The 17,263-nt window shown below is 52.5% G+C and carries 17 protein-coding genes and 1 tRNA gene; 12 read left to right on the top strand and 6 right to left on the bottom strand.

Annotation, left to right across the window (positions count from 1 at the left end; all coding sequences use genetic code 11):
- Nucleotides 1-128: 128 nt before the first annotated feature.
- Genes AC4ED1_RS04625 through AC4ED1_RS04635 form a run of 3 tightly spaced genes read left to right on the top strand, consistent with a single transcriptional unit; the run spans nucleotide 129 to nucleotide 3,432 of the window.
- Nucleotides 129-1,142, top strand: coding sequence for a DctP family TRAP transporter solute-binding subunit (locus tag AC4ED1_RS04625; protein WP_490936247.1), 1,014 nt, complete (start codon nucleotides 129-131; stop codon nucleotides 1,140-1,142).
- Nucleotides 1,139-2,740, top strand: coding sequence for an ATP-binding protein (locus tag AC4ED1_RS04630; protein ID WP_490936248.1), 1,602 nt, complete (start codon nucleotides 1,139-1,141; stop codon nucleotides 2,738-2,740). The genes AC4ED1_RS04625 and AC4ED1_RS04630 overlap by 4 nt, the downstream gene beginning before the upstream one ends.
- Nucleotides 2,741-2,748: 8 nt before the next feature.
- A complete protein-coding gene (locus AC4ED1_RS04635; RefSeq protein ID WP_490936249.1) occupies nucleotides 2,749-3,432 on the top strand; it encodes a response regulator in 684 nt (227 codons plus the stop codon).
- 79 nt (nucleotides 3,433-3,511) lie between these two features.
- Here the strand turns inward: AC4ED1_RS04635 and AC4ED1_RS04640 are convergent, their stop codons facing one another.
- Nucleotides 3,512-4,117: a peroxiredoxin gene (locus AC4ED1_RS04640; protein WP_490936250.1), complete on the bottom strand. Its 606-nt coding sequence runs from the start codon at nucleotides 4,115-4,117 to the stop codon at nucleotides 3,512-3,514.
- Nucleotides 4,118-4,282: 165 nt separating this feature from the next.
- On the opposite strand from AC4ED1_RS04640, the gene AC4ED1_RS04645 reads away from it, so the two are divergent.
- On the top strand, nucleotides 4,283-5,539 hold the full coding sequence (locus AC4ED1_RS04645) for a cation:proton antiporter (protein ID WP_490936251.1): 1,257 nt from the start codon (nucleotides 4,283-4,285) through the stop codon (nucleotides 5,537-5,539).
- A 38-nt stretch (nucleotides 5,540-5,577) separates the two neighbouring features.
- Here the strand turns inward: AC4ED1_RS04645 and AC4ED1_RS04650 are convergent, their stop codons facing one another.
- Both AC4ED1_RS04650 and AC4ED1_RS04655 read right to left on the bottom strand, forming a co-directional pair.
- Nucleotides 5,578-6,420 carry a hypothetical protein gene (locus AC4ED1_RS04650; RefSeq protein WP_490936252.1) on the bottom strand — a complete coding sequence of 281 codons (843 nt, stop codon included), beginning with the start codon at nucleotides 6,418-6,420 and terminating at the stop codon, nucleotides 5,578-5,580.
- 84 nt (nucleotides 6,421-6,504) lie between these two features.
- Entirely contained in the window at nucleotides 6,505-6,945 is a 441-nt protein-coding gene (locus AC4ED1_RS04655; protein WP_490936253.1) for a DMT family transporter, read from the bottom strand.
- A gap of 86 nt (nucleotides 6,946-7,031) precedes the next feature.
- Here AC4ED1_RS04655 and AC4ED1_RS04660 point away from each other — a divergent pair, with 86 nt between their 5' ends.
- Nucleotides 7,032-7,955, top strand: a complete 924-nt coding sequence (locus AC4ED1_RS04660; protein ID WP_490936254.1) for an RluA family pseudouridine synthase — start codon at nucleotides 7,032-7,034, stop codon at nucleotides 7,953-7,955.
- Nucleotides 7,956-8,026: 71 nt separating this feature from the next.
- Here the strand turns inward: AC4ED1_RS04660 and AC4ED1_RS04665 are convergent, their stop codons facing one another.
- Complete coding sequence (locus tag AC4ED1_RS04665; RefSeq protein WP_490936255.1) at nucleotides 8,027-8,233, bottom strand: DUF3906 family protein; 207 nt, start codon at nucleotides 8,231-8,233, stop codon at nucleotides 8,027-8,029.
- Between the two features lie 266 nt (nucleotides 8,234-8,499).
- On the opposite strand from AC4ED1_RS04665, the gene AC4ED1_RS04670 reads away from it, so the two are divergent.
- The 5 genes from AC4ED1_RS04670 (at nucleotide 8,500) to asnB (ending at nucleotide 13,724) form a co-directional block, all read left to right on the top strand.
- The gene (locus AC4ED1_RS04670; protein WP_490936256.1) at nucleotides 8,500-9,216 is read left to right on the top strand and encodes a glycosyltransferase family 2 protein; all 717 of its coding nucleotides are present in this window, start codon (nucleotides 8,500-8,502) and stop codon (nucleotides 9,214-9,216) included.
- Nucleotides 9,213-9,608: a DUF2304 domain-containing protein gene (locus AC4ED1_RS04675; protein WP_490936257.1), complete on the top strand. Its 396-nt coding sequence runs from the start codon at nucleotides 9,213-9,215 to the stop codon at nucleotides 9,606-9,608. The genes AC4ED1_RS04670 and AC4ED1_RS04675 overlap by 4 nt, the downstream gene beginning before the upstream one ends.
- Nucleotides 9,605-9,949 carry an EamA family transporter gene (locus AC4ED1_RS04680; protein WP_490936258.1) on the top strand — a complete coding sequence of 115 codons (345 nt, stop codon included), beginning with the start codon at nucleotides 9,605-9,607 and terminating at the stop codon, nucleotides 9,947-9,949. The genes AC4ED1_RS04675 and AC4ED1_RS04680 overlap by 4 nt, the downstream gene beginning before the upstream one ends.
- Before the next feature lie 107 nt (nucleotides 9,950-10,056).
- Nucleotides 10,057-11,769 carry a methyl-accepting chemotaxis protein gene (locus AC4ED1_RS04685; RefSeq protein ID WP_490936259.1) on the top strand — a complete coding sequence of 571 codons (1,713 nt, stop codon included), beginning with the start codon at nucleotides 10,057-10,059 and terminating at the stop codon, nucleotides 11,767-11,769.
- 110 nt (nucleotides 11,770-11,879) lie between these two features.
- Nucleotides 11,880-13,724: an asparagine synthase (glutamine-hydrolyzing) gene (gene asnB, locus AC4ED1_RS04690; RefSeq protein ID WP_490936260.1), complete on the top strand. Its 1,845-nt coding sequence runs from the start codon at nucleotides 11,880-11,882 to the stop codon at nucleotides 13,722-13,724.
- A 27-nt stretch (nucleotides 13,725-13,751) separates the two neighbouring features.
- Here the strand turns inward: asnB and phnE are convergent, their stop codons facing one another.
- Nucleotides 13,752-14,513 (bottom strand): phosphonate ABC transporter, permease protein PhnE, encoded by a 762-nt coding sequence (phnE, locus tag AC4ED1_RS04695; RefSeq protein WP_490936261.1) that lies wholly within the window; start codon nucleotides 14,511-14,513, stop codon nucleotides 13,752-13,754.
- Between the two features lie 19 nt (nucleotides 14,514-14,532).
- Nucleotides 14,533-15,450 (bottom strand): phosphate/phosphite/phosphonate ABC transporter substrate-binding protein, encoded by a 918-nt coding sequence (gene phnD, locus AC4ED1_RS04700; RefSeq protein ID WP_490936262.1) that lies wholly within the window; start codon nucleotides 15,448-15,450, stop codon nucleotides 14,533-14,535.
- Nucleotides 15,451-15,645: 195 nt separating this feature from the next.
- On the opposite strand from phnD, the gene AC4ED1_RS04705 reads away from it, so the two are divergent.
- Nucleotides 15,646-15,742 (top strand) — tRNA-Sec (locus AC4ED1_RS04705).
- 825 nt (nucleotides 15,743-16,567) lie between these two features.
- Entirely contained in the window at nucleotides 16,568-17,170 is a 603-nt protein-coding gene (locus AC4ED1_RS04710; RefSeq protein ID WP_490936263.1) for a TetR/AcrR family transcriptional regulator, read from the top strand.
- Nucleotides 17,171-17,263 lie beyond the last annotated feature (93 nt).

The following is a 17,263-nucleotide window of genomic DNA, read 5'->3' on the forward strand; positions in this document are numbered from 1 at the left end:
CATATTCACCCGCTGTCAGGAAGAATTTGAACATATAGTTCCTTTTGGTCTTTTTGTTCTTACGGCCTGAGCTTTGAATCCATTGCGGAATGTGCGATGATAATCACAGTCAAGCGAGGTGAACGCGAGTGCGAATCAAAACGCTGCCCCTCAGTTTCCTGCTGGCCGCCGCCTTGCTCGCGGCAGCGTGCGCCCCGAAAGCCGCCGACCACGAACAGGTCGGGGAGAACGACAAGATCATCATCCGCTTTTCGCATGTGGTGGGCGAGGACACGCCAAAAGGACAAGCTGCCCGTTTGTTCGCAAAGCTCATGAAGGAACGGACCAACGGCAAGGTCGAAGTGCAGGTGTTCTCAAACGGTTCCCTGTACAAAGATTCGGAGGAACTGGAAGCCCTGCAACAAGGTCGCATTCAGATCATCGCCCCGACCTTGTCCAAGCTCACCCACATCGTGCCGGAGCTGGGTGCCTTCGATCTTCCCTATCTGTATTCCGACCTGGAAGGGTATCACAGAGTACTGGACGGCACGATCGGCGAGCGGATTGCCAAATCCCTGGAGCAAAACAACATGGTGGTTCTCGGCTTCTGGGACAACGGATTCAAACAATTTACGAACAACGTCCGCCCGATCCGAACGCCCCAGGATCTGGCAGGAACCACGATGCGGATTATGCCGAGCGCCGTCCTCAACCACCAGTTCACCCTGCTGCAGGTGCATCCTGTTGAAATCAATTTCAACGACGTGTACGCCGCACTTGAAAAAGGCACCATCGACGGCGAGGAAAACACGATTTCCAACATTTACACCAAGCGGTTCTACCGGGTGCAAAAATACATGACCCTCAGCGGTCACGGCTACCTCGGCTATCTCGTGGTGATCGACAAAAAATTCTGGAACCGTTTGTCGCCGGATCTCCAGCGGACAATCGCGCAAACGATGGACGAAGTCACCAACTGGGAAAGAACCCAGGCCGGCAAAATCGAACAGGTCCAATTGCGGGAAATTTACAACTGCGACTGCATCCGCATCGACACGCTGAGCGACGCTGAAAAAGCGGACTGGAAACGGTTTTACCAGCCGCTTTACCGGGAAATGGAACAAAAGCTCGGTCAAGAATTTTTTAGGGAGCTTGGCTTATGAGACAAAGTCGCCTGAAAATGCGAACCAGAATCGCCATTACAGTTTCGGTTATCGTCTTTTTGTCGGTAATCGGCGGCAGCTTCGGCATGATCAACCGCATGACCCAAGCGTACGAACAGGAATTGGGAAAAAGGGTGATGGCAATCGGGCAATCCCTCGCCCAATCCCCCAGCCTGCGGGAAGGGTTGCGAAACCCGGAAGGGTGGCGGATCATCCAGCCGATTGCCGAACGCGTCCGGCTTGCCACCGACGTGGAATATGTGGTTGTGTTTGACATGGACAAGGTGCGGTACTCGCATCCCCTGGAAAGTCAAATCGGCACCCGCTTCGAAGGGGGCGACGAAGGCCCTTCCCTGACGGAACAGTCTTATGTGTCAAGGGCGCAAGGAGTCAAGGGGGACTCGATCCGCGCCTTCGTTCCGGTGATGGATGAAGAGGGAGCAAAACAGCTCGGCGTTGTGGTCGTCGGCGCCCTTGTGCCGTCATTTCTGCAGATCGCGTGGGAATACCGGCTGAACTTGTACCTTCCGTTGCTGCTGGGAACCTTTTTCGGGATACTCGGCGCCGTTTGGGTGGCCAACCGGATCAAGCGGCAGATGTTCAACATGGAGCCGCTTGACATCGCCCGTTTGTTTGAAGAACGGGAAGCGGTGATCGAGTCGATTGCGGAGGGAATCATCGCGATCGACCGCAATGAACGGATCACCGTATTCAACAAACAAGCCGCCCGCATGATGAACATCACGCAGGAGGTGATCGGCAAACCGGTGCGGGAAGTGATTCCGGACAGCCGCCTGCCGGACGTGCTTCACGACGGCAAGCCGCAATACCATCAACTCCGGAGAATCAACGATACCGTGATCTTGTCGAACCGGGTTCCGATCATTGTAAACGGCAAAGTCCTGGGGGCAATGTCCACTTTTCAGGACCGGACAGAAGTGTACCAGCTCGCGGAGGAACTGACGGGGGTCAAAAAATTCATCGACGCGCTGCGTGCCCAAAACCACGAATATTTAAACAAACTGCATACCATCGCCGGCCTGATTCAACTGCAGCGGTATGAAGAAGTGGTGGAAAAGATTCTGAGCTTTAACGAAGAGAAGGAAACGGAAACCCACTTCCTGACCCAACGAATCAGTGATTACAGCATATCGGGGCTGATTTTGGGCAAGATCAGCCATGCCAGGGAACAAGGCGTCGAATTGACGGTCGATCCGCGTTCCTCTTTGCCGGTGCTGCCCGCCAACATCAAGGAATCCGACTTGTTGCTGGTGTTGGGAAATCTGCTGGAAAACGCGATCTACGCAGCCGGCAAAGCGGACCGGCCCGACAAGCAGGTCTCCCTGTTCCTCGAAGGCAATGAAGACGGGGTCGAAATCCGCGTCAGTGATAACGGAATTGGCATGACGCCCGAGGTGCGGAACAAAATCTTCGACTACGGTTTCACGACAAAAGGCGCCGGGGGACAAGGCATCGGACTGTATCTCGTCAAGCAGTTTGTCGACTTGCACGGCGGCGAAATTATCGTGGAATCCGAAACGGGGCAAGGCTCCGCATTCACTGTCATATTGCCCGGACCTGAATGGGAAATGGAGTGAACAAACCGATGGAACCAATCCGTCTTGTCATCGTCGAAGACGACCCGATGGTCATGGAAGTCAACGCGGAATTCGTGTCGCGGATCGACGGCTATCAACTGGTGGGGAAAGCTTTCAGCGGCGCTGAGGCGTGGAAAGTCATCGCGGAAACCGATCCAGATCTGGTGCTGTTGGATTACTTTTTGCATGATACGGACGGATTGGCGGTTCTGAAGGAGATCCGCCGGCGGGAGCTTCCCGTTGACGTGATCCTTGTCACCGCCAACCGGGATCCCCAACATATCCAGCAAATCTTGCGTTTCGGGGCGGTGGACTACATTTTCAAGCCGTTTCGCTTTGAACGGATTCGCACCGCCCTCGACCAGTACCGGTACATGCATAAAAAACTGCAGGAAAATCGCCATCTGGAGCAGGCGGACATGGACGTGATCACCGGGATCCGCCAGCACGACTCCACCCGCAGCGGGGGAACCCTCCTGCCAAAAGGGTTGAACGATCATACGCTGCAGCAGATTCTCAACTACTTGACGGCACAAGACCATCCCGTATCGGCTGAGGAAGTGGCCGCCGGAACCGGCCTTGCCCGGGTCACCGTCCGCCGCTATCTCGAATACCTGCAAAAAAAGGGGGAAATTCAGCTCGAGGTGCAATACGGCTCGATCGGCCGCCCGGTCAACCGCTATAAAAAATAAAGCAACCTGCCGATGAACCGCCGGGATTGAAAAAGAGCATATGCAACGCATATGCCCTTTTTTATTTTGCACCTGCCGGTTACAGTTTGCGCAGGATTTCAAACAGTTCTTCGTTGTCCGGCTGTTCCCCGATCGGGTGAACATCGATAAAGCGGATGATCCCCTCTTTGTCGATGATGAACAGCGCACGCTCGGTAGCGCCGTATGCCGGTTCGTCCGGATTTTCGCGGAGTACGCCGTACTTTTTGGCGACTTCGCCGTGCGGATAGAAGTCGGAGCACAGCGGATAACTGATGCCGCCAATCGATTTTTGCCAAGCTTCGTGGCTTGGAATGCTGTCTACACTAATACCCAAAACTTGGGTATCATACTCTTCGAACTTGGACAGATCGTCCTCGTACGAAGGCATCTGAGCACCTCAGACCGGCGTCCAATCGAGGGGATAGAACGCGATGAATACGTTTTTCTTGCCAAGGTAGTCGGACAGCTTGACGGTGCGGTCACCGTGCGCCTTCAGCGTAAAGTCAGGCGCCTTGTCGCCGACTTTCAAGGTTTTTGTTTCCGTAGCACCTTTTGGCATTTTCATTCCCTCCTCAACAACAGTATATAGTGGGCTTTCCCGTATGTTATTGTATACCAACCAAGGAAAAAGCTCAATCTGGAGTACGTATTTTTTTAAAATCATTCAAAATTAGGCAAGAGCGAGAATTGCCCCCTCTTCTCAATTCGCTTTTCGACAAACATGTTCACGCCTCCCCCCTTCCCGCTCTTCTGTAAAGTCTGGACAAAAATACAATTTTATACATACTTATGGTATAGTAAATGAAATAAAGCGAGGAGGAAACCGGCATTGGAATCGTCTGCAATCACAGCCGTACATAATCTGCTTTTACTCACGGTCATCATTTTTGTAACAGGCATGTTTGCCGGCAAGTTAGCACATTATCTAAGAGTTCCTGATGTCGCTATTTATATTCTCGCGGGTGTAGTCGCGGGTCCTTTGTTAAACCTGGTCCGATTGCCTGCGGATTCAACCGCGAATCAGTTCATTATGATTTTAGGGGCATCGTTAATCTTATTTGATGGAGGAAGAGCCATACGTTTTCAAGTTCTGAGAGAAGTATGGCCTACGATTCTGCTTCTAGCGGTCCCGGGTGTTGTCATCACCGCGGCTATTACAGCGGTAGCCGCCGTTTACTTCTTGCAATTACCCGCAATTTACGCATGGCTGTTGGCAAGCATCATCGCCTCAACCGATCCGGCGACTTTAATCCCTGTATTCCGGCAAGTGAAAATCGATGAGCGGGTAAAACAGACGGTGGAAAGTGAAAGCGCATTTAATGATGCGACCGGTTCCATACTGACCTTTACGGTTTTGACATTGGCGGCGGGGACGCAAACATTCTCATTCTCTGACACAATTCTCGATTTTATAAAAATGGCGCTTGGAGGAATCGGGGTAGGCTTGGTAATCGGGTGGTTGTCAGCCGTCTTCATATCGGAGAACCGGTACGGATTCTTTCGGGAGTATCCGGCTGTAGCTTATACAACTTCTGCAATCGCTTCTTACGTGATTGCGGATCTGTTTCATTTTTCAGGGTTTATGGCGACGTTTATCGCCGGCGTCATGCTGGGCAATCATAATTCGCTTCGTTTGCCAGTCAGCGATCACAAACTCAATACAGTGGCGCATTTTTATGATGGAATTACATTAATGATGCGGATGCTGATTTTTGTCTTGTTAGGTTCTCAAGTAAACTTTGCAACGCTTTCATCTTACTGGTTGCCCGGTCTTGCCGTAGTGGCGATCTTTATGCTGGTGGCGCGACCGCTCACGGTCATCACCAGTACGCTCCCGGACCGAAAAGCCAAGTGGAAATGGAATGAGATTCTATTCATGTTTTGGGTGCGGGAAACCGGCGTCATCCCCGCCGCCCTTCTCGGAATCATCGCCGGAACCGGAATAGCGCATATGGATGCAATAGCCGCTGTTGCCTTCTTGGCAATTTTGATCACGATCGTACTGCAAGCGAGTACAACCGGATGGGTAGCAGGGAGGTTGGGAATTACCGTAAATCATTCCGACGTATCGAGGCGCCGTTCGTAAAAGTTTGAGTCCCTTCTCAACAAAAGAAGGGACTCTTTTTATTCCTCTGAACTTTCCAGATACGCGGGCAGCACGGCCAGCCCCAACTCCTGCGCCACATGGTATTGGGCGATGCCGCGCCGCAAGATGTACGATCCGTCATCCTGCCGGCGAACCTGAATCGGATCCAAGGGTTCGCCGTTCCGGATTCGCATTTTTAAATTCCTGATTTTGTATTCGCTTACATAGTATCCCTGGAAAACAGCCGGCAACGTAACCGCATCCAGCCGAATCTCAATGAGTTCCGTCGGCGGCACGTTGGAATCCATTGCGCTCTGGCCAGCGGTTTTGTCTGTCACGTCCCTGTCTTTTAGTTCCGCAATCTCGTTTTCAAACTTCGCCAGCCGCTCTTTCAGCGATTGGATTTCCCTTTTTAGGGAAGCGATTTCATTTTGGAGCCCCTGCTCGCTAGAACGCCGGTAATTTTCAATCAAACGTCGGTATTCGACCCGGTCGGCAGCGGCAAGGTTCTCCAAAAAAATATAATAAGGGCTTCCGCGCCTGCCTCCTCCTTCCGCCTTCAATTTGCCTTCAATAATGTCTTTCCGCACAACTTGGGGCGAGAGTCCGGTTCGCCTGGCCAATTCATTGACGCTCAACTTTTCCGAGTCCTTTCCGCCCGGATGGCCGTGTATCCCGTTTTTCAAAAGCCGACGGGCCAGTTGCTGATACTGAATGCGTTCCGCATTTTGCAAATCCGCGACCCGGATCCTGGTCGGGTTTCCTCTGCCTCTGCTGCCGGGGGCCGCGATGGGAAGTTTGCCGGCTTTTATGTCAAGTCGAATCGTCGCTGTGGAAACTCCTGCCATACGGGAAAGTTCATAAATTGTAACAAATTCCACATTCACTCCTCCCGTTCAATATAAATAATTTATTCTAAATATATGATTTTTTTAAAAATTTGTCTATCTTCTTTTGGCGAATCCCTATTTCTTGCCATATATCAGCCAAAGGGAGACAAACATCAACGCCACGCCGGCAATCCTTTGCCAATCGACCGGCCGCGCCGGAATCCCAAACCAGCCGAAATGATCGATCAACAGCCCGATTGCCAATTGCCCGGCCAAAGCCGCCACCATTACGGTCATCACACCGATGCGCGGCACTCCGACAATGATCGTCGTGACGTAAATGGCGCCCAAAAGACCGCCGAGCCACTGCCACCAAGGAACGTGAACCACTTCGCGCAAGTTTCCTTTTCCAAAAACAGCCACAATCAGCAACAGTGTCGTCAATCCGACGGAAAACGACACTGCTGCCGACTCCAGCACGCCGACTTTTCTGGACAGCGCGGCATTAATCGGCGACTGAAACCCGATCGTTACGCCGGCCACCACCATCATCCCTACAAACAACCATTGTTGCATTCGAGTCACTCCCCCACTCTGCTTTGTGTAATTGGCGAACCTGTGATAATATCCCTGTTAAGCCTACCCGGAAGGCAGGTCGTCACATGAAAACGAAACGTTCTTGGATTGAATATACCATTCCTCCCGAACTAGAGGGAGCGCTTTTGCAGGAGATTCTGACCGGTCCGATGGGGGTTTCCCGGCGGATGATCCAGAAGCTGACCCGCAGCAGGGGAATTTTGTATAACGGCAAGCCCGCTTTTCTCAAGCGGCCGGTGAAAAAAGGGCATGTGGTGCAAGTCGCCGCCGAAGTGTCGGCGCGGCAGTCCCTGGTGCCTGAGCAAATTCCGTTTGACATTTTGTATGAGGATGAAGACATCCTGGTCGTCAACAAACCGGCAGGGATCAACGTGCATCCGGTTCAGCCGGGCCAGATGGGAACTCTGGCCAACGGAATCGCCTGGCACTGGCAAGCGCAAGGCTTGACGCTGCCGGTTCGGCCGGTTCACCGCTTAGACCGGGACACATCGGGCATCCTGATCGTCGGCAGATCCGCCTTTGCTCACCAGCATCTCGACCGGCAATTGCGGGAACGGAAACTGGCACGGGTCTATCTGGCCTTGGCGGAAGGGGAACTACAGGAGAAAACGGGGACACTTGCTTATCCCATCGGGAAAGATCCCCTCAATCCGGCGAAACGCAAAGTCAGAGAAGACGGGGACTCGGCGGTGACTCATTTTGCGGTGAAAGAAAAGCTGGCAGGGGCCAGTTTGTTGGAATTGACTTTGGAAACGGGGAGGACGCACCAGATTCGGGTGCATTTGGCTCACCACGGGCATCCGATCTTGGGGGACAGGCAGTACGGACGGGCTTCCGCTTTGATCAAACGCCAAGCTTTGCACGCCTCCCGTTTATCCTTCAGCCACCCGCGCACGGGGAAACGGATGGAATTGGAAGCGCCGCTTGCCGAGGATATCGCTGCGGCATTGGAGCGATTGCGAAAGGGGGAGTTGGGGTCACTCCCGTGATTTTGAACGGACCGGACACTCGGCCTCTTCCGCCACGCGTTCGCAGACGCTGCCCGGCAGAAAGGAAAACGCTAATTTTTCTCAACCGTGTACGCGGTTCCGGGAGAAACCGGTTTTTTCTGGACGATCGCAAAATCCCGGATTTCAATCGATCCCAAAAAATCCCGTTCGATTTGAGCCTGTGCGAAAATGAACGCTTTTTCGTCCGAATCGGCCAGCACGATCACCGCGACCGGCGGAAACCCGCTGCCTGACGCTTCAACCCGGTACAAAAACATCGTCACCTCTCCTTTCTGTCTTGTATATAGTTGGGGTTCCGGTATATGATCATTACTGTAGTTATAGCGAGCCGGTTTGTAAAGACTTTCCTATCCCGTTTTTCTACATTCCCGTTTTCGTTCTGGGGGATCTGCCGTGTCGGAAAACAATCGTTTGATCGGATGGCTGTTGGGAGCCGCATTCGCGGTCCGCCTTCCGTTTTTCGCTTGTTCTCCCGGTCGCCCAGAAGCAAGACACCGGCCGGATCTTAGAGAGGAGGATATGCATGAGCTCCGACACACTGGTGATTATTCCGGCTTATAACGAAGAAAAAAGCATCGCTCATGTGATCCGTTCCATCCGCCAACATGTACCGGAAGCCGATATCGTGGTTGTCAACGACGGTTCCCGCGACCGCACGGCCGAAGTTGCCCGGCAGGCCGGTGCAACCGTTTTGAACCTCCCGTTTAACGTCGGGATCGGCGGCGGCATGCAGACCGGATACCTGTACGCTCACAAAAACGGATACCAATATGCGGTCCAGATTGACGCGGACGGCCAACACGACCCCGCCGACCTGCCCCGCCTTTTGCGGCATGCGAAAAACGGGGATGGCGACATGATTCTCGGCTCCCGCTATGTGGAACGGACCGCCTACAAATCCTCTTTTATGCGCCGCGTCGGGATGCTCTTTTTCTCCGGTCTGGTGACGGTTCTTGCCGGACAAGCAGTCAAGGACACCACAAGCGGTTACCGAGTTGTCAACAAGCGGCTAATCGATCTGTTCAGTTCCTATTACCCGACCGATTACCCGGAAGTCGAGGCGATTGTGTATCTGAAACGGCAGGGATACACACTTTTGGAAGTGCCGACGGAAATGCGCGAGCGGCAGGCCGGGACTTCCTCGATTACGCCGCTGAAATCCGTTTATTACATGGTCAAGGTTGCGCTTGCCCTGTTCATGAACGTGCTGCGTTACCCGAAAGCGAGGGAGCAGGCATGAACGTCTACTGGTTTTCCCTTTTGTTTTCGGTTGGATTCATTCTTGTCGTACTCGACCTGGTGCGCCGCCAGCGGTTGAAAGAACAGTATTCCCTGTTGTGGCTGCTTGTCGGCGCCGGTTTTGTGATCGTCTCGTCCAACACCGCGGTGCTGGAATGGTTGGCGGCCATGTTGGACATCAAATACGCGCCCGCCGTTTTGTTTTTGCTCGGGCTGATTTTTTGCTTTGCCCTGATCCTGCACTTGACCGTTGTCGCTTCCCGGCTTTCGGACCGCGTTCTGCGCCTGACGCAGGAACTGACCGTCCTGAAAGCCGAACTGGAAAAAAGGAATCTGAACGATTTGAATCCCCGCCTGCAACCTCCCGCCGAAAGGAAAGAAAACGTTCGATGAATTACGTGTTTCTGTTGGCAAATATCCTGTTGCTTGTGGCCGGACAATTTTTTTTCAAACTCGGTCTGGAGCGGATCGGCGGCGTAACGGTCGACAATCTCTGGAAAGCGTTTTTATCCCCGCATGTCATTTTCGGGCTGTTCTTGTACGTCCTGGCGACAGGCCTGTGGTTTGTCGCACTGTCCCGCATGAGTTTGAGCATCGCTTATCCCTTGCAGAGTCTCGCTTACGTGTTCGGTGTGGTGATCGCCTGGGGATTGTTTCAGGAAACCGTTCCGTTAACCCGCTGGATCGGCGTTTTGGTCATTCTGATCGGAGTGACTTTGGTCGCCTGGGAATAACGGCTCTTGAGACAGGAGTATACCGGTCTTCTGTCGAAATAGGAAATACTGCCGCAAGGCAGCGAAACGAAGCACGGCAGGACAAACACTGAATTGGGGGAATTCTTATGCAATGGGTACGCAATCGAAAAACATCCGCAAAGATCATTGGACTCGTGTTAATTATGGCCGTTTTCATGTCATTGGTCGGATATACCGGTTATAAATATTTGCAAAAAGCGAATACGACTACATATGACATGTACCAAAACAACTTGCTGCCGATCAAATGGATCAACGCGGCCCGCGCCAACACCCGGGCCAACGAGGCGGTGGCGCTCGAACTTATTTTGGCCAATGATCCTTCCAAACAGCAGGAACACCTCAAAGAAATAAACTCGCGAACCGAAGAAGTTAACAAGCTGCTGTCCGATTACGAAAAAACCGATCTGACACCGTTTGAAAAAGAAAAATACGAAGAAATAAAGAAAGAACTCGCCGCATACCGGGAACAGCGCAGCCGTTTCATCCAACTGGCGCTGGAAGGCAAACAGGCGGAAGCGTTGCAGGGATTTCATGCCGCATCCGCCACTTTGGACAGGGTGAACAACGCCTTGCAAGAATTGGCCGATTACAATGACAAATCGGCGGAAGAAATGAAAGCGCAAAGCGAGGCCGATGCCGTAGTTGCCAACAGAATTATGACCACAACCATTCTCGCAACGGTCGCCCTGGCCGTTGTATTGGGCTGGTTCATCGCCCGGATGATCGCGCATCCCCTGACGAAAGTCGCAGAGATCGCCGACCGGGTGTCCGTCGGCGATCTGAATGTGGAGAGCCTCCGCATCGATTCGAAGGACGAAATCGGCCAACTGGCTTCGGCTGTGAACAAAATGGTGGAAAATCTGCGCAATCTGATCCGGGAAGTGAAAGAAACGGCGGATCATCTAGCAAGTTCGGCGGAAGAACTGTCTGCGACATCCGAACAAACCGGCAAGGCGACGGAACAAATCGCCCTGACGATCCAAGAAGTCGCCACCGGCGCCGAAAAACAAGCCAAAACCGTGGAGGAAACTTCCAAGATCATTTCCGACATGTCCACCGGCGTCGAACAAATCGCCGCCAACGCCCAGAGTGTGACCATGGCTTCCCTGCAAGCTTCCGAAACCGCCAAGGAAGGAAACCGGGCGGTTACAACGGCGGTCAGCCAGATGAACTCCATCAGCGATACGGTTACCGAGCTGGCGGGGATGATTAAGGGACTTGGTGAACGTTCGCGGGAGATCGGGCAAATCGTGGAAGTCATTACGGCAATTGCGGAGCAAACCAACCTGTTGGCGCTAAACGCGGCGATCGAAGCGGCCCGGGCGGGCGAACACGGGCGGGGGTTTGCGGTGGTGGCCGATGAAGTGCGCAAACTCGCCGAACAATCGGCGCAATCCGCCCAACAAATCGCGGAATTGATCGGCAATATCCAAAACGAAACCACGCGGGCGGTGCGGTCAATGGAAAAAGGGACCAAAGAAGTCTCCATCGGAATCGAGGTTGTAAACACCGCCGGCCGCTCATTCCAAGAGATTCAGGGTTCCGTCGACCATGTCGCCGCCCAAATCGAAGAAGTTTCCGCCGCCGTGGAGGAAATGTCGGCCGGTTCGCAACAGGTGGTGCAGTCTGTTCGCCTGATTACGGAAGTGGCTGGAACCACCGCAGCGGGCACGCAAAACGTATCTGCTGCCGCGGAGGAACAATTAGCCTCGATGGAGGAGATTTCTGCATCCGCCTCCTCCCTGGCGCAAACTGCCGAAAGATTGCAAAGTCTGGTCGCCAATTTCAAAATATAGTCTTCCCCGCAGTCGTGACATTTGCCCGGCATTCGGCATAGAATGCTCCAAATCCCTTTTCATCAGGGCTGTCTGGAGCTGCAAAAACCGTTGCGAGGTGAATGTATACGATGTGCGGACTTACTGGATGGATCGATTGGAACCAGGACCTAATCAGGCAAAAATCGGTCCTGGAAGCCATGACGCATACACTGCAAAATCGCGGTCCGGATGCGGCAGGATACTGGATTTCCACGCATGCCGCCCTCGGTCATCGCCGGCTGGTTGTTGTCGACCCGGAGGGCGGCACGCAGCCGATGACCTGCAGCCGGGGCGACCGCTCCTACACGATCGTTTACAACGGAGAACTGTACAACACGGAGGATCTTCGGCGGGAATTAAAGACGCGGGGCCATGTGTTCCGCTCCCACTCCGACACCGAAGTCCTTCTGACTTCCTACATCGAATGGGGAGCGGACTGCGTTGGGAAACTCAACGGAATTTTCGCCTTTGCCATCTGGACGGAACCGGAGCAGCACCTGTTTCTCGCCCGTGACCGGCTGGGCGTGAAACCTCTTTTTTACGCGGAAAAACCCGGTGCTTTCCTGTTCGGTTCCGAATTAAAAGCTCTGCTTGCCCACCCCTCCGTGGAACCTGCGGTGGACGCGGAAGGGCTGGCCGAAATTTTTGCGCTGGGACCGTCCCGCACTCCCGGACACGGCGTTTTCCGGGGAATCAGGGAATTGCGGCCCGGGCACTGCATGACTTATGACCGGAACGGACTTTCGATCCGCCGGTATTGGAAACTGGAGAGCCGTCCCCACGAAGACGATCTCGACACAACCGCGGAAAAAGTGCGGGAGCTTTTGATCGATTCCATCGAGCGCCAGTTGGTGTCGGACGTTCCAATCGGCACCCTGCTCTCGGGCGGGCTCGATTCCAGCGCCATCACCGCCGTTGCGGCTCTCGCCTTTCAACGTGAGGGACGCGGGAAGCTCGACACCTATAGCATCGACTACACCGACAATGAGGTATATTTTAAAGCCCATGAATTCCAGCCGAATTCCGACGCCCCTTGGGTGAAACGGGTATCCGGGCATTTCGACACGAACCACCGCTCGATCGTGATCGATACGCCGGAGCTGGTCGAAGCTTTGCGGACGGCCGTGGTTGCGCGGGATCTGCCGGGCCAGGTGGACGTGGATTCTTCGCTTTACCTTTTCGCCCGCGAGATCAAGAAAAACACGACGGTGGTATTATCAGGCGAATGCGCCGACGAACTGTTCGGCGGGTATCCATGGTTTCACAAGGAGGAGGCGATGTACGCCAACACCTTCCCCTGGCTGCGCAAGACGCGGGAACGGACACAATTGCTGAACCCCGAGCTGGTTGAGCGGATCCAACCGGAAGAGTACGTGGCCCGCCGTTACGAAGAAACGCTTGCCGAAGTCCCCCGCCTGCCGGGAGAAGCTCCCCTGGCAGCCCGCAGGCGTGAAATGTTTTATCTGAACATCTGCTGGTTCATGGCGCAACTGCTCGACCGGAAAGACCGCATGACAATGGCGGCAAGCCTGGAAGGCCGGGTGCCCTTCTGCGATCACCGGCTGGTCGAATACGTGTGGAACATTCCCTGGGAGATGAAAAGCTGCGACGGTCGGGAAAAAGGCATCATCCGCCGGGCACTTCGCGGCATTCTGCCGGAGGATGTTCTCGACCGGAAAAAAAGCCCTTACCCGAAGACGCACAATCCCGCCTACACAAATGCGGTCCGCCGCTGGCTGACCGATATTCTGGAAGATCCGTCCTCTCCCCTGCTGGAATTGATCGATGTCAAAGCCGTCCGCACCCTCATCCGGACGGATGCGGATGCCACGCACCTGCCCTGGTACGGCCAGCTCATGAGCGTTCCACAAATGTACGCGTATCTGGCGCAAGTCGATACATGGTTGCGGGAGTATCGGGTGCGGATTGGATAGATTTTCCGCTCTACCCTTACCTTATCCTTACATCGCTTTTTTGCGGACCCAGGCGCCAACAGAGTCAATCAACCAGACAATCACCATGATCATCAGGATTTCACTCAGCACCGCTTTATAGTTGAACACTTTAAAATCGAGGAACAGCATGTTACCGATTCCGCCCGCTCCGATGAATCCCAGGATCAGCGAGGTGCGGATGCCAACTTCCAAACGATAAAAGTACTGAGACAAAACGTTTGGCAAAATGTCAGGAAGAATCGCAAAGCGAATCACATGAAGCCGGTTGCCGCCAGCCGCCACAACCGCCTCCTGCGTTTCTTCATCAGAAGCTTCCACCAGTTCCGATACCAGTTTTCCCAGCACTCCCACATTATGGATCAAAATCGCCAATACACCGGCTGGCGGCCCCAGTCCGATCGTCGGAATAAAAACCAGCCCCCACACGATCTCCGGAACGGAACGGATAAAGCCCAAAACGCCCCGCAGGGCACCGGAAATCCCCGGTATTCCCGTGTTGCGTGCCGCCAGAAAGCTGAATGGGAGTGCGGCAAGCAACGCAAAAAAAGTTCCGCTAACGGCGATCTGCAACGTCAAAAACGATTGATTGACCCCCTCTCCCAGCACCGACAGATCGGGCGGGAGCCAATCCCGCCACACAAACCGGATGGTGTTGTCAATGTCAAGGAAATCGGACAGCTTCAGTTGAACGCCGCGCACGCTCCATATGACCATCAAAAGAAGCGCGGCGAACAGCAAAATTCGCCGCACAAGCTGAACTTTTGGCAACAAACCCCATCACCGCCGCTTATTTGAGACGTCCTTCCGCTTCCGCAACAGCCCGGATGGCAGCATAGTCCTCGTCCTTTGTGACCACAAAACCGTCAGCTGCAAACGCGTCCAAAATGTCCTTATCTTGAATCTGCACGAATGCGTCCTGAAGTTTCTTCACCATGTCGTCGCTGACATCTTTGTTGACTGCAAACGGGTACTGGAAGAGTTGGTCGGATTTCCAGATGATCTTGAAGTCTTCTTTCTTGATTGTGCCTTTTTCGATCATTTTTTCGAAATACGCCGAGTCAATGGCACCGGCGTCAATTTTTTTCGCTTCGACGGACTTTGCGGTCACGTCATGGGAGCCCGTGTAATTCACTTCCTTAAACTTGTGGTTTGTACGGTCCGTGAACACACCTCTTTTTCGCAATTCCGCCCCCGGTACAAGCGAACCGGACGTGGAGTTCTGATCGCCAAAAGCAAATTTGATGTCCTGCGAGTTGGCAACCAGATCGTCAAGCGTGTTCAGCTTCGAATCGGAGGAAACGATGATGTAGGAATAGTAATACGGTTTTCCGCCATTCGTGGTACGGGCCACAACCGGCTTGGCTCCGCTCTTGTGGTGGGCGATCACGTAGGTGAGCGGTCCCAGGTAAGCCATCTGGATTTTGCCGGAATTGAGCGCCTCCACAACCCCGTTGTAATCCGGGTACGCGTTTACCACCACGTTTTGGCCGATTTTTTCAGACAAGTATTTTTGCATTTTTTCTTTGGACTGTTCGCTGAATTTCGTCTCGGCAGGGATCACCCCCACCAGGAAGTCTTTTCTTTCCGTTTTATCCGTCGGCGGAGTCGAAGTTGCACCCTGCGGCTTGGTCGCTCCACCGCAGGCAGCCGCAACCAACGACAGAATCAATGTCATCACGAGCACCAGCAAACGATTGCGTTTCATAAAACACCTTCCCCGGCAAACTGAAATCGGATGCAACACACAAAAGATTATACATTCTATTACTTTCGGTTTGCAAGTGGTAGCCGGTTTACGTGAGTGATTGCGGGATCTTGAGTTACCTTATGCAATTTGGTATATTGAAAAATGCGTTGGTCATACGCCGACAAAAGACAGAACGACAAAAGACAGAACTCTGGAGGCGGATGGGGTACTGGTGTCCCTCCCGGTCTTCAAAACCGAGTGTGCGGCACGGGGTGTCGCAGGTGGGTTCGATTCCCACACGCTTCCGCCATTTAATCAGGTTTTCAGGGTCACGCGCCGTTATAAACCAACACGCGCTTCTACAAACATGATGAAAATCAGCGCACCTCTGTAATATACAGAGCCGGCATTTTGGTATTTATTGTTTTCTCCACTTTACACGTCTTTTCATCGGCAACCGTCAGTTGGCTATCCAGGTCACTTCCTACGTATAGCTTATAATCGTGGGATGCAAGAGAAGCTGCCCTGAAACGATCCTGTTAAAACGTCAACCTGAAATGTGCTTATATCAATTTTACTTAATGGATTTTGAATGGGTAACCGACTCCCCAATTCATAAAAATGGGTTACAAAAATGCTTTTCCCATCTGTTGATCCGTTTTGAAGCAGAAGTTTGATCATACGGTCCTAGATTGAATCATAGATTCCGATCCGGGTAATGTCTATTTTCCCGTCTTTTCAATGCCTGGGCCGGGTCCATGACATATTTGGTTCCAAATTGATAGAGATGGATGGGGCTAAACGGTGAAGTGGATTGTTTTTTCAAATCAGTATCTTCTACATACAAAAGACCCAGAAACTTTTGTTCGGGTGAATATCCAGGGACTACGATCCTTTTTTCTCTTTAATGATGCGCTAACGGCAAAAGATAATACAAACTTTTGAATCATTTTCAAGGTAATCCTCAAAACATTTTAAATACCAACCGGATGGTAAATAAAATATAATGTGATCATACCGGGGCAGTCAATATTTCCCTGACGGCATCTCATTAGCGATATGAAATTTTAGTGTGGTACAATAACATTACTTGTTAATTTGCTTAACCGCAAGACGCAGTTTTCAGGAGGTTGCAATGGAAAAGAGGACCAAACACCAGATAAAGCGGGATCTATCCTACCGGAGATTCATGCAAGCGGCCCTGAAAATGTTCGCCGAAAAAGGATATGAAAAAGCGTCCATCGAAGATATCGCCAAGGAGGCTGGCTATACCAAAGGGGCATTTTACGTGCATTTTGACAGCAAAGAGGAATTGTTTCTCAAACTGATGGAGAATCGGTTGGAAAATTTTAAGCAGAAGTTTTTCGATTCTTATACTCCTGAAGAGGATTTGGAAAAAAGCGTACGAAGAGGCGTGGCGCTTTTTATCGAACTCACCCGGGAAGACAAATGGGCTCCCATTTATTTTGAGTTCTGTGTGAACGCCATCCGAAATGAAGAAATAAAACGACAAATGACCATTCATTATCAGAACTGGGTCGATATGCTCATTTCGATCTTTAAACAGTTTCCGCAATTCAGGAACATTGCGGATCCTGACATGCGGCAAACGGCTGCCGCCATGATTGCCACGCTTGACGGGTACCATCTTTACAATTCGATCGCTTTGGCTTCCATTGACCAGAAATTGATTGGCGATCTCATCATCAAATTGCTATTATCGCTGCAACACAGGTAGGGAAGGCAGAATCGCCTTCCCGTCCCGTCTTTTTACTTTCTGTTCAAATGTTTTTTGTACATTTGTTTATTGTACATTCGCATTTACCAATTT

The organism is Effusibacillus sp. SKA8 (assembly GCF_058273125.1).

Excerpts from the sequence above, each read along its gene's own strand:
- AC4ED1_RS04680 (WP_490936258.1), top strand. The coding sequence starts at position 9,605 with ATGAATTACGTGTTTCTGTTGGCAAATATCCTGTTGCTTGTGGCCGGA.
- AC4ED1_RS04710 (WP_490936263.1), top strand. The coding sequence starts at position 16,568 with ATGGAAAAGAGGACCAAACACCAGATAAAGCGGGATCTATCCTACCGG.
- AC4ED1_RS04675 (WP_490936257.1), top strand. The coding sequence starts at position 9,213 with ATGAACGTCTACTGGTTTTCCCTTTTGTTTTCGGTTGGATTCATTCTT.
- AC4ED1_RS04635 (WP_490936249.1), top strand. The coding sequence starts at position 2,749 with ATGGAACCAATCCGTCTTGTCATCGTCGAAGACGACCCGATGGTCATG.
- AC4ED1_RS04660 (WP_490936254.1), top strand. The coding sequence starts at position 7,032 with ATGAAAACGAAACGTTCTTGGATTGAATATACCATTCCTCCCGAACTA.
- asnB (WP_490936260.1), top strand. The coding sequence starts at position 11,880 with ATGTGCGGACTTACTGGATGGATCGATTGGAACCAGGACCTAATCAGG.
- AC4ED1_RS04630 (WP_490936248.1), top strand. The coding sequence starts at position 1,139 with ATGAGACAAAGTCGCCTGAAAATGCGAACCAGAATCGCCATTACAGTT.
- AC4ED1_RS04685 (WP_490936259.1), top strand. The coding sequence starts at position 10,057 with ATGCAATGGGTACGCAATCGAAAAACATCCGCAAAGATCATTGGACTC.
- AC4ED1_RS04670 (WP_490936256.1), top strand. The coding sequence starts at position 8,500 with ATGAGCTCCGACACACTGGTGATTATTCCGGCTTATAACGAAGAAAAA.
- phnD (WP_490936262.1), bottom strand. The coding sequence starts at position 15,450 with ATGAAACGCAATCGTTTGCTGGTGCTCGTGATGACATTGATTCTGTCG.
- AC4ED1_RS04655 (WP_490936253.1), bottom strand. The coding sequence starts at position 6,945 with ATGCAACAATGGTTGTTTGTAGGGATGATGGTGGTGGCCGGCGTAACG.
- AC4ED1_RS04665 (WP_490936255.1), bottom strand. The coding sequence starts at position 8,233 with ATGTTTTTGTACCGGGTTGAAGCGTCAGGCAGCGGGTTTCCGCCGGTC.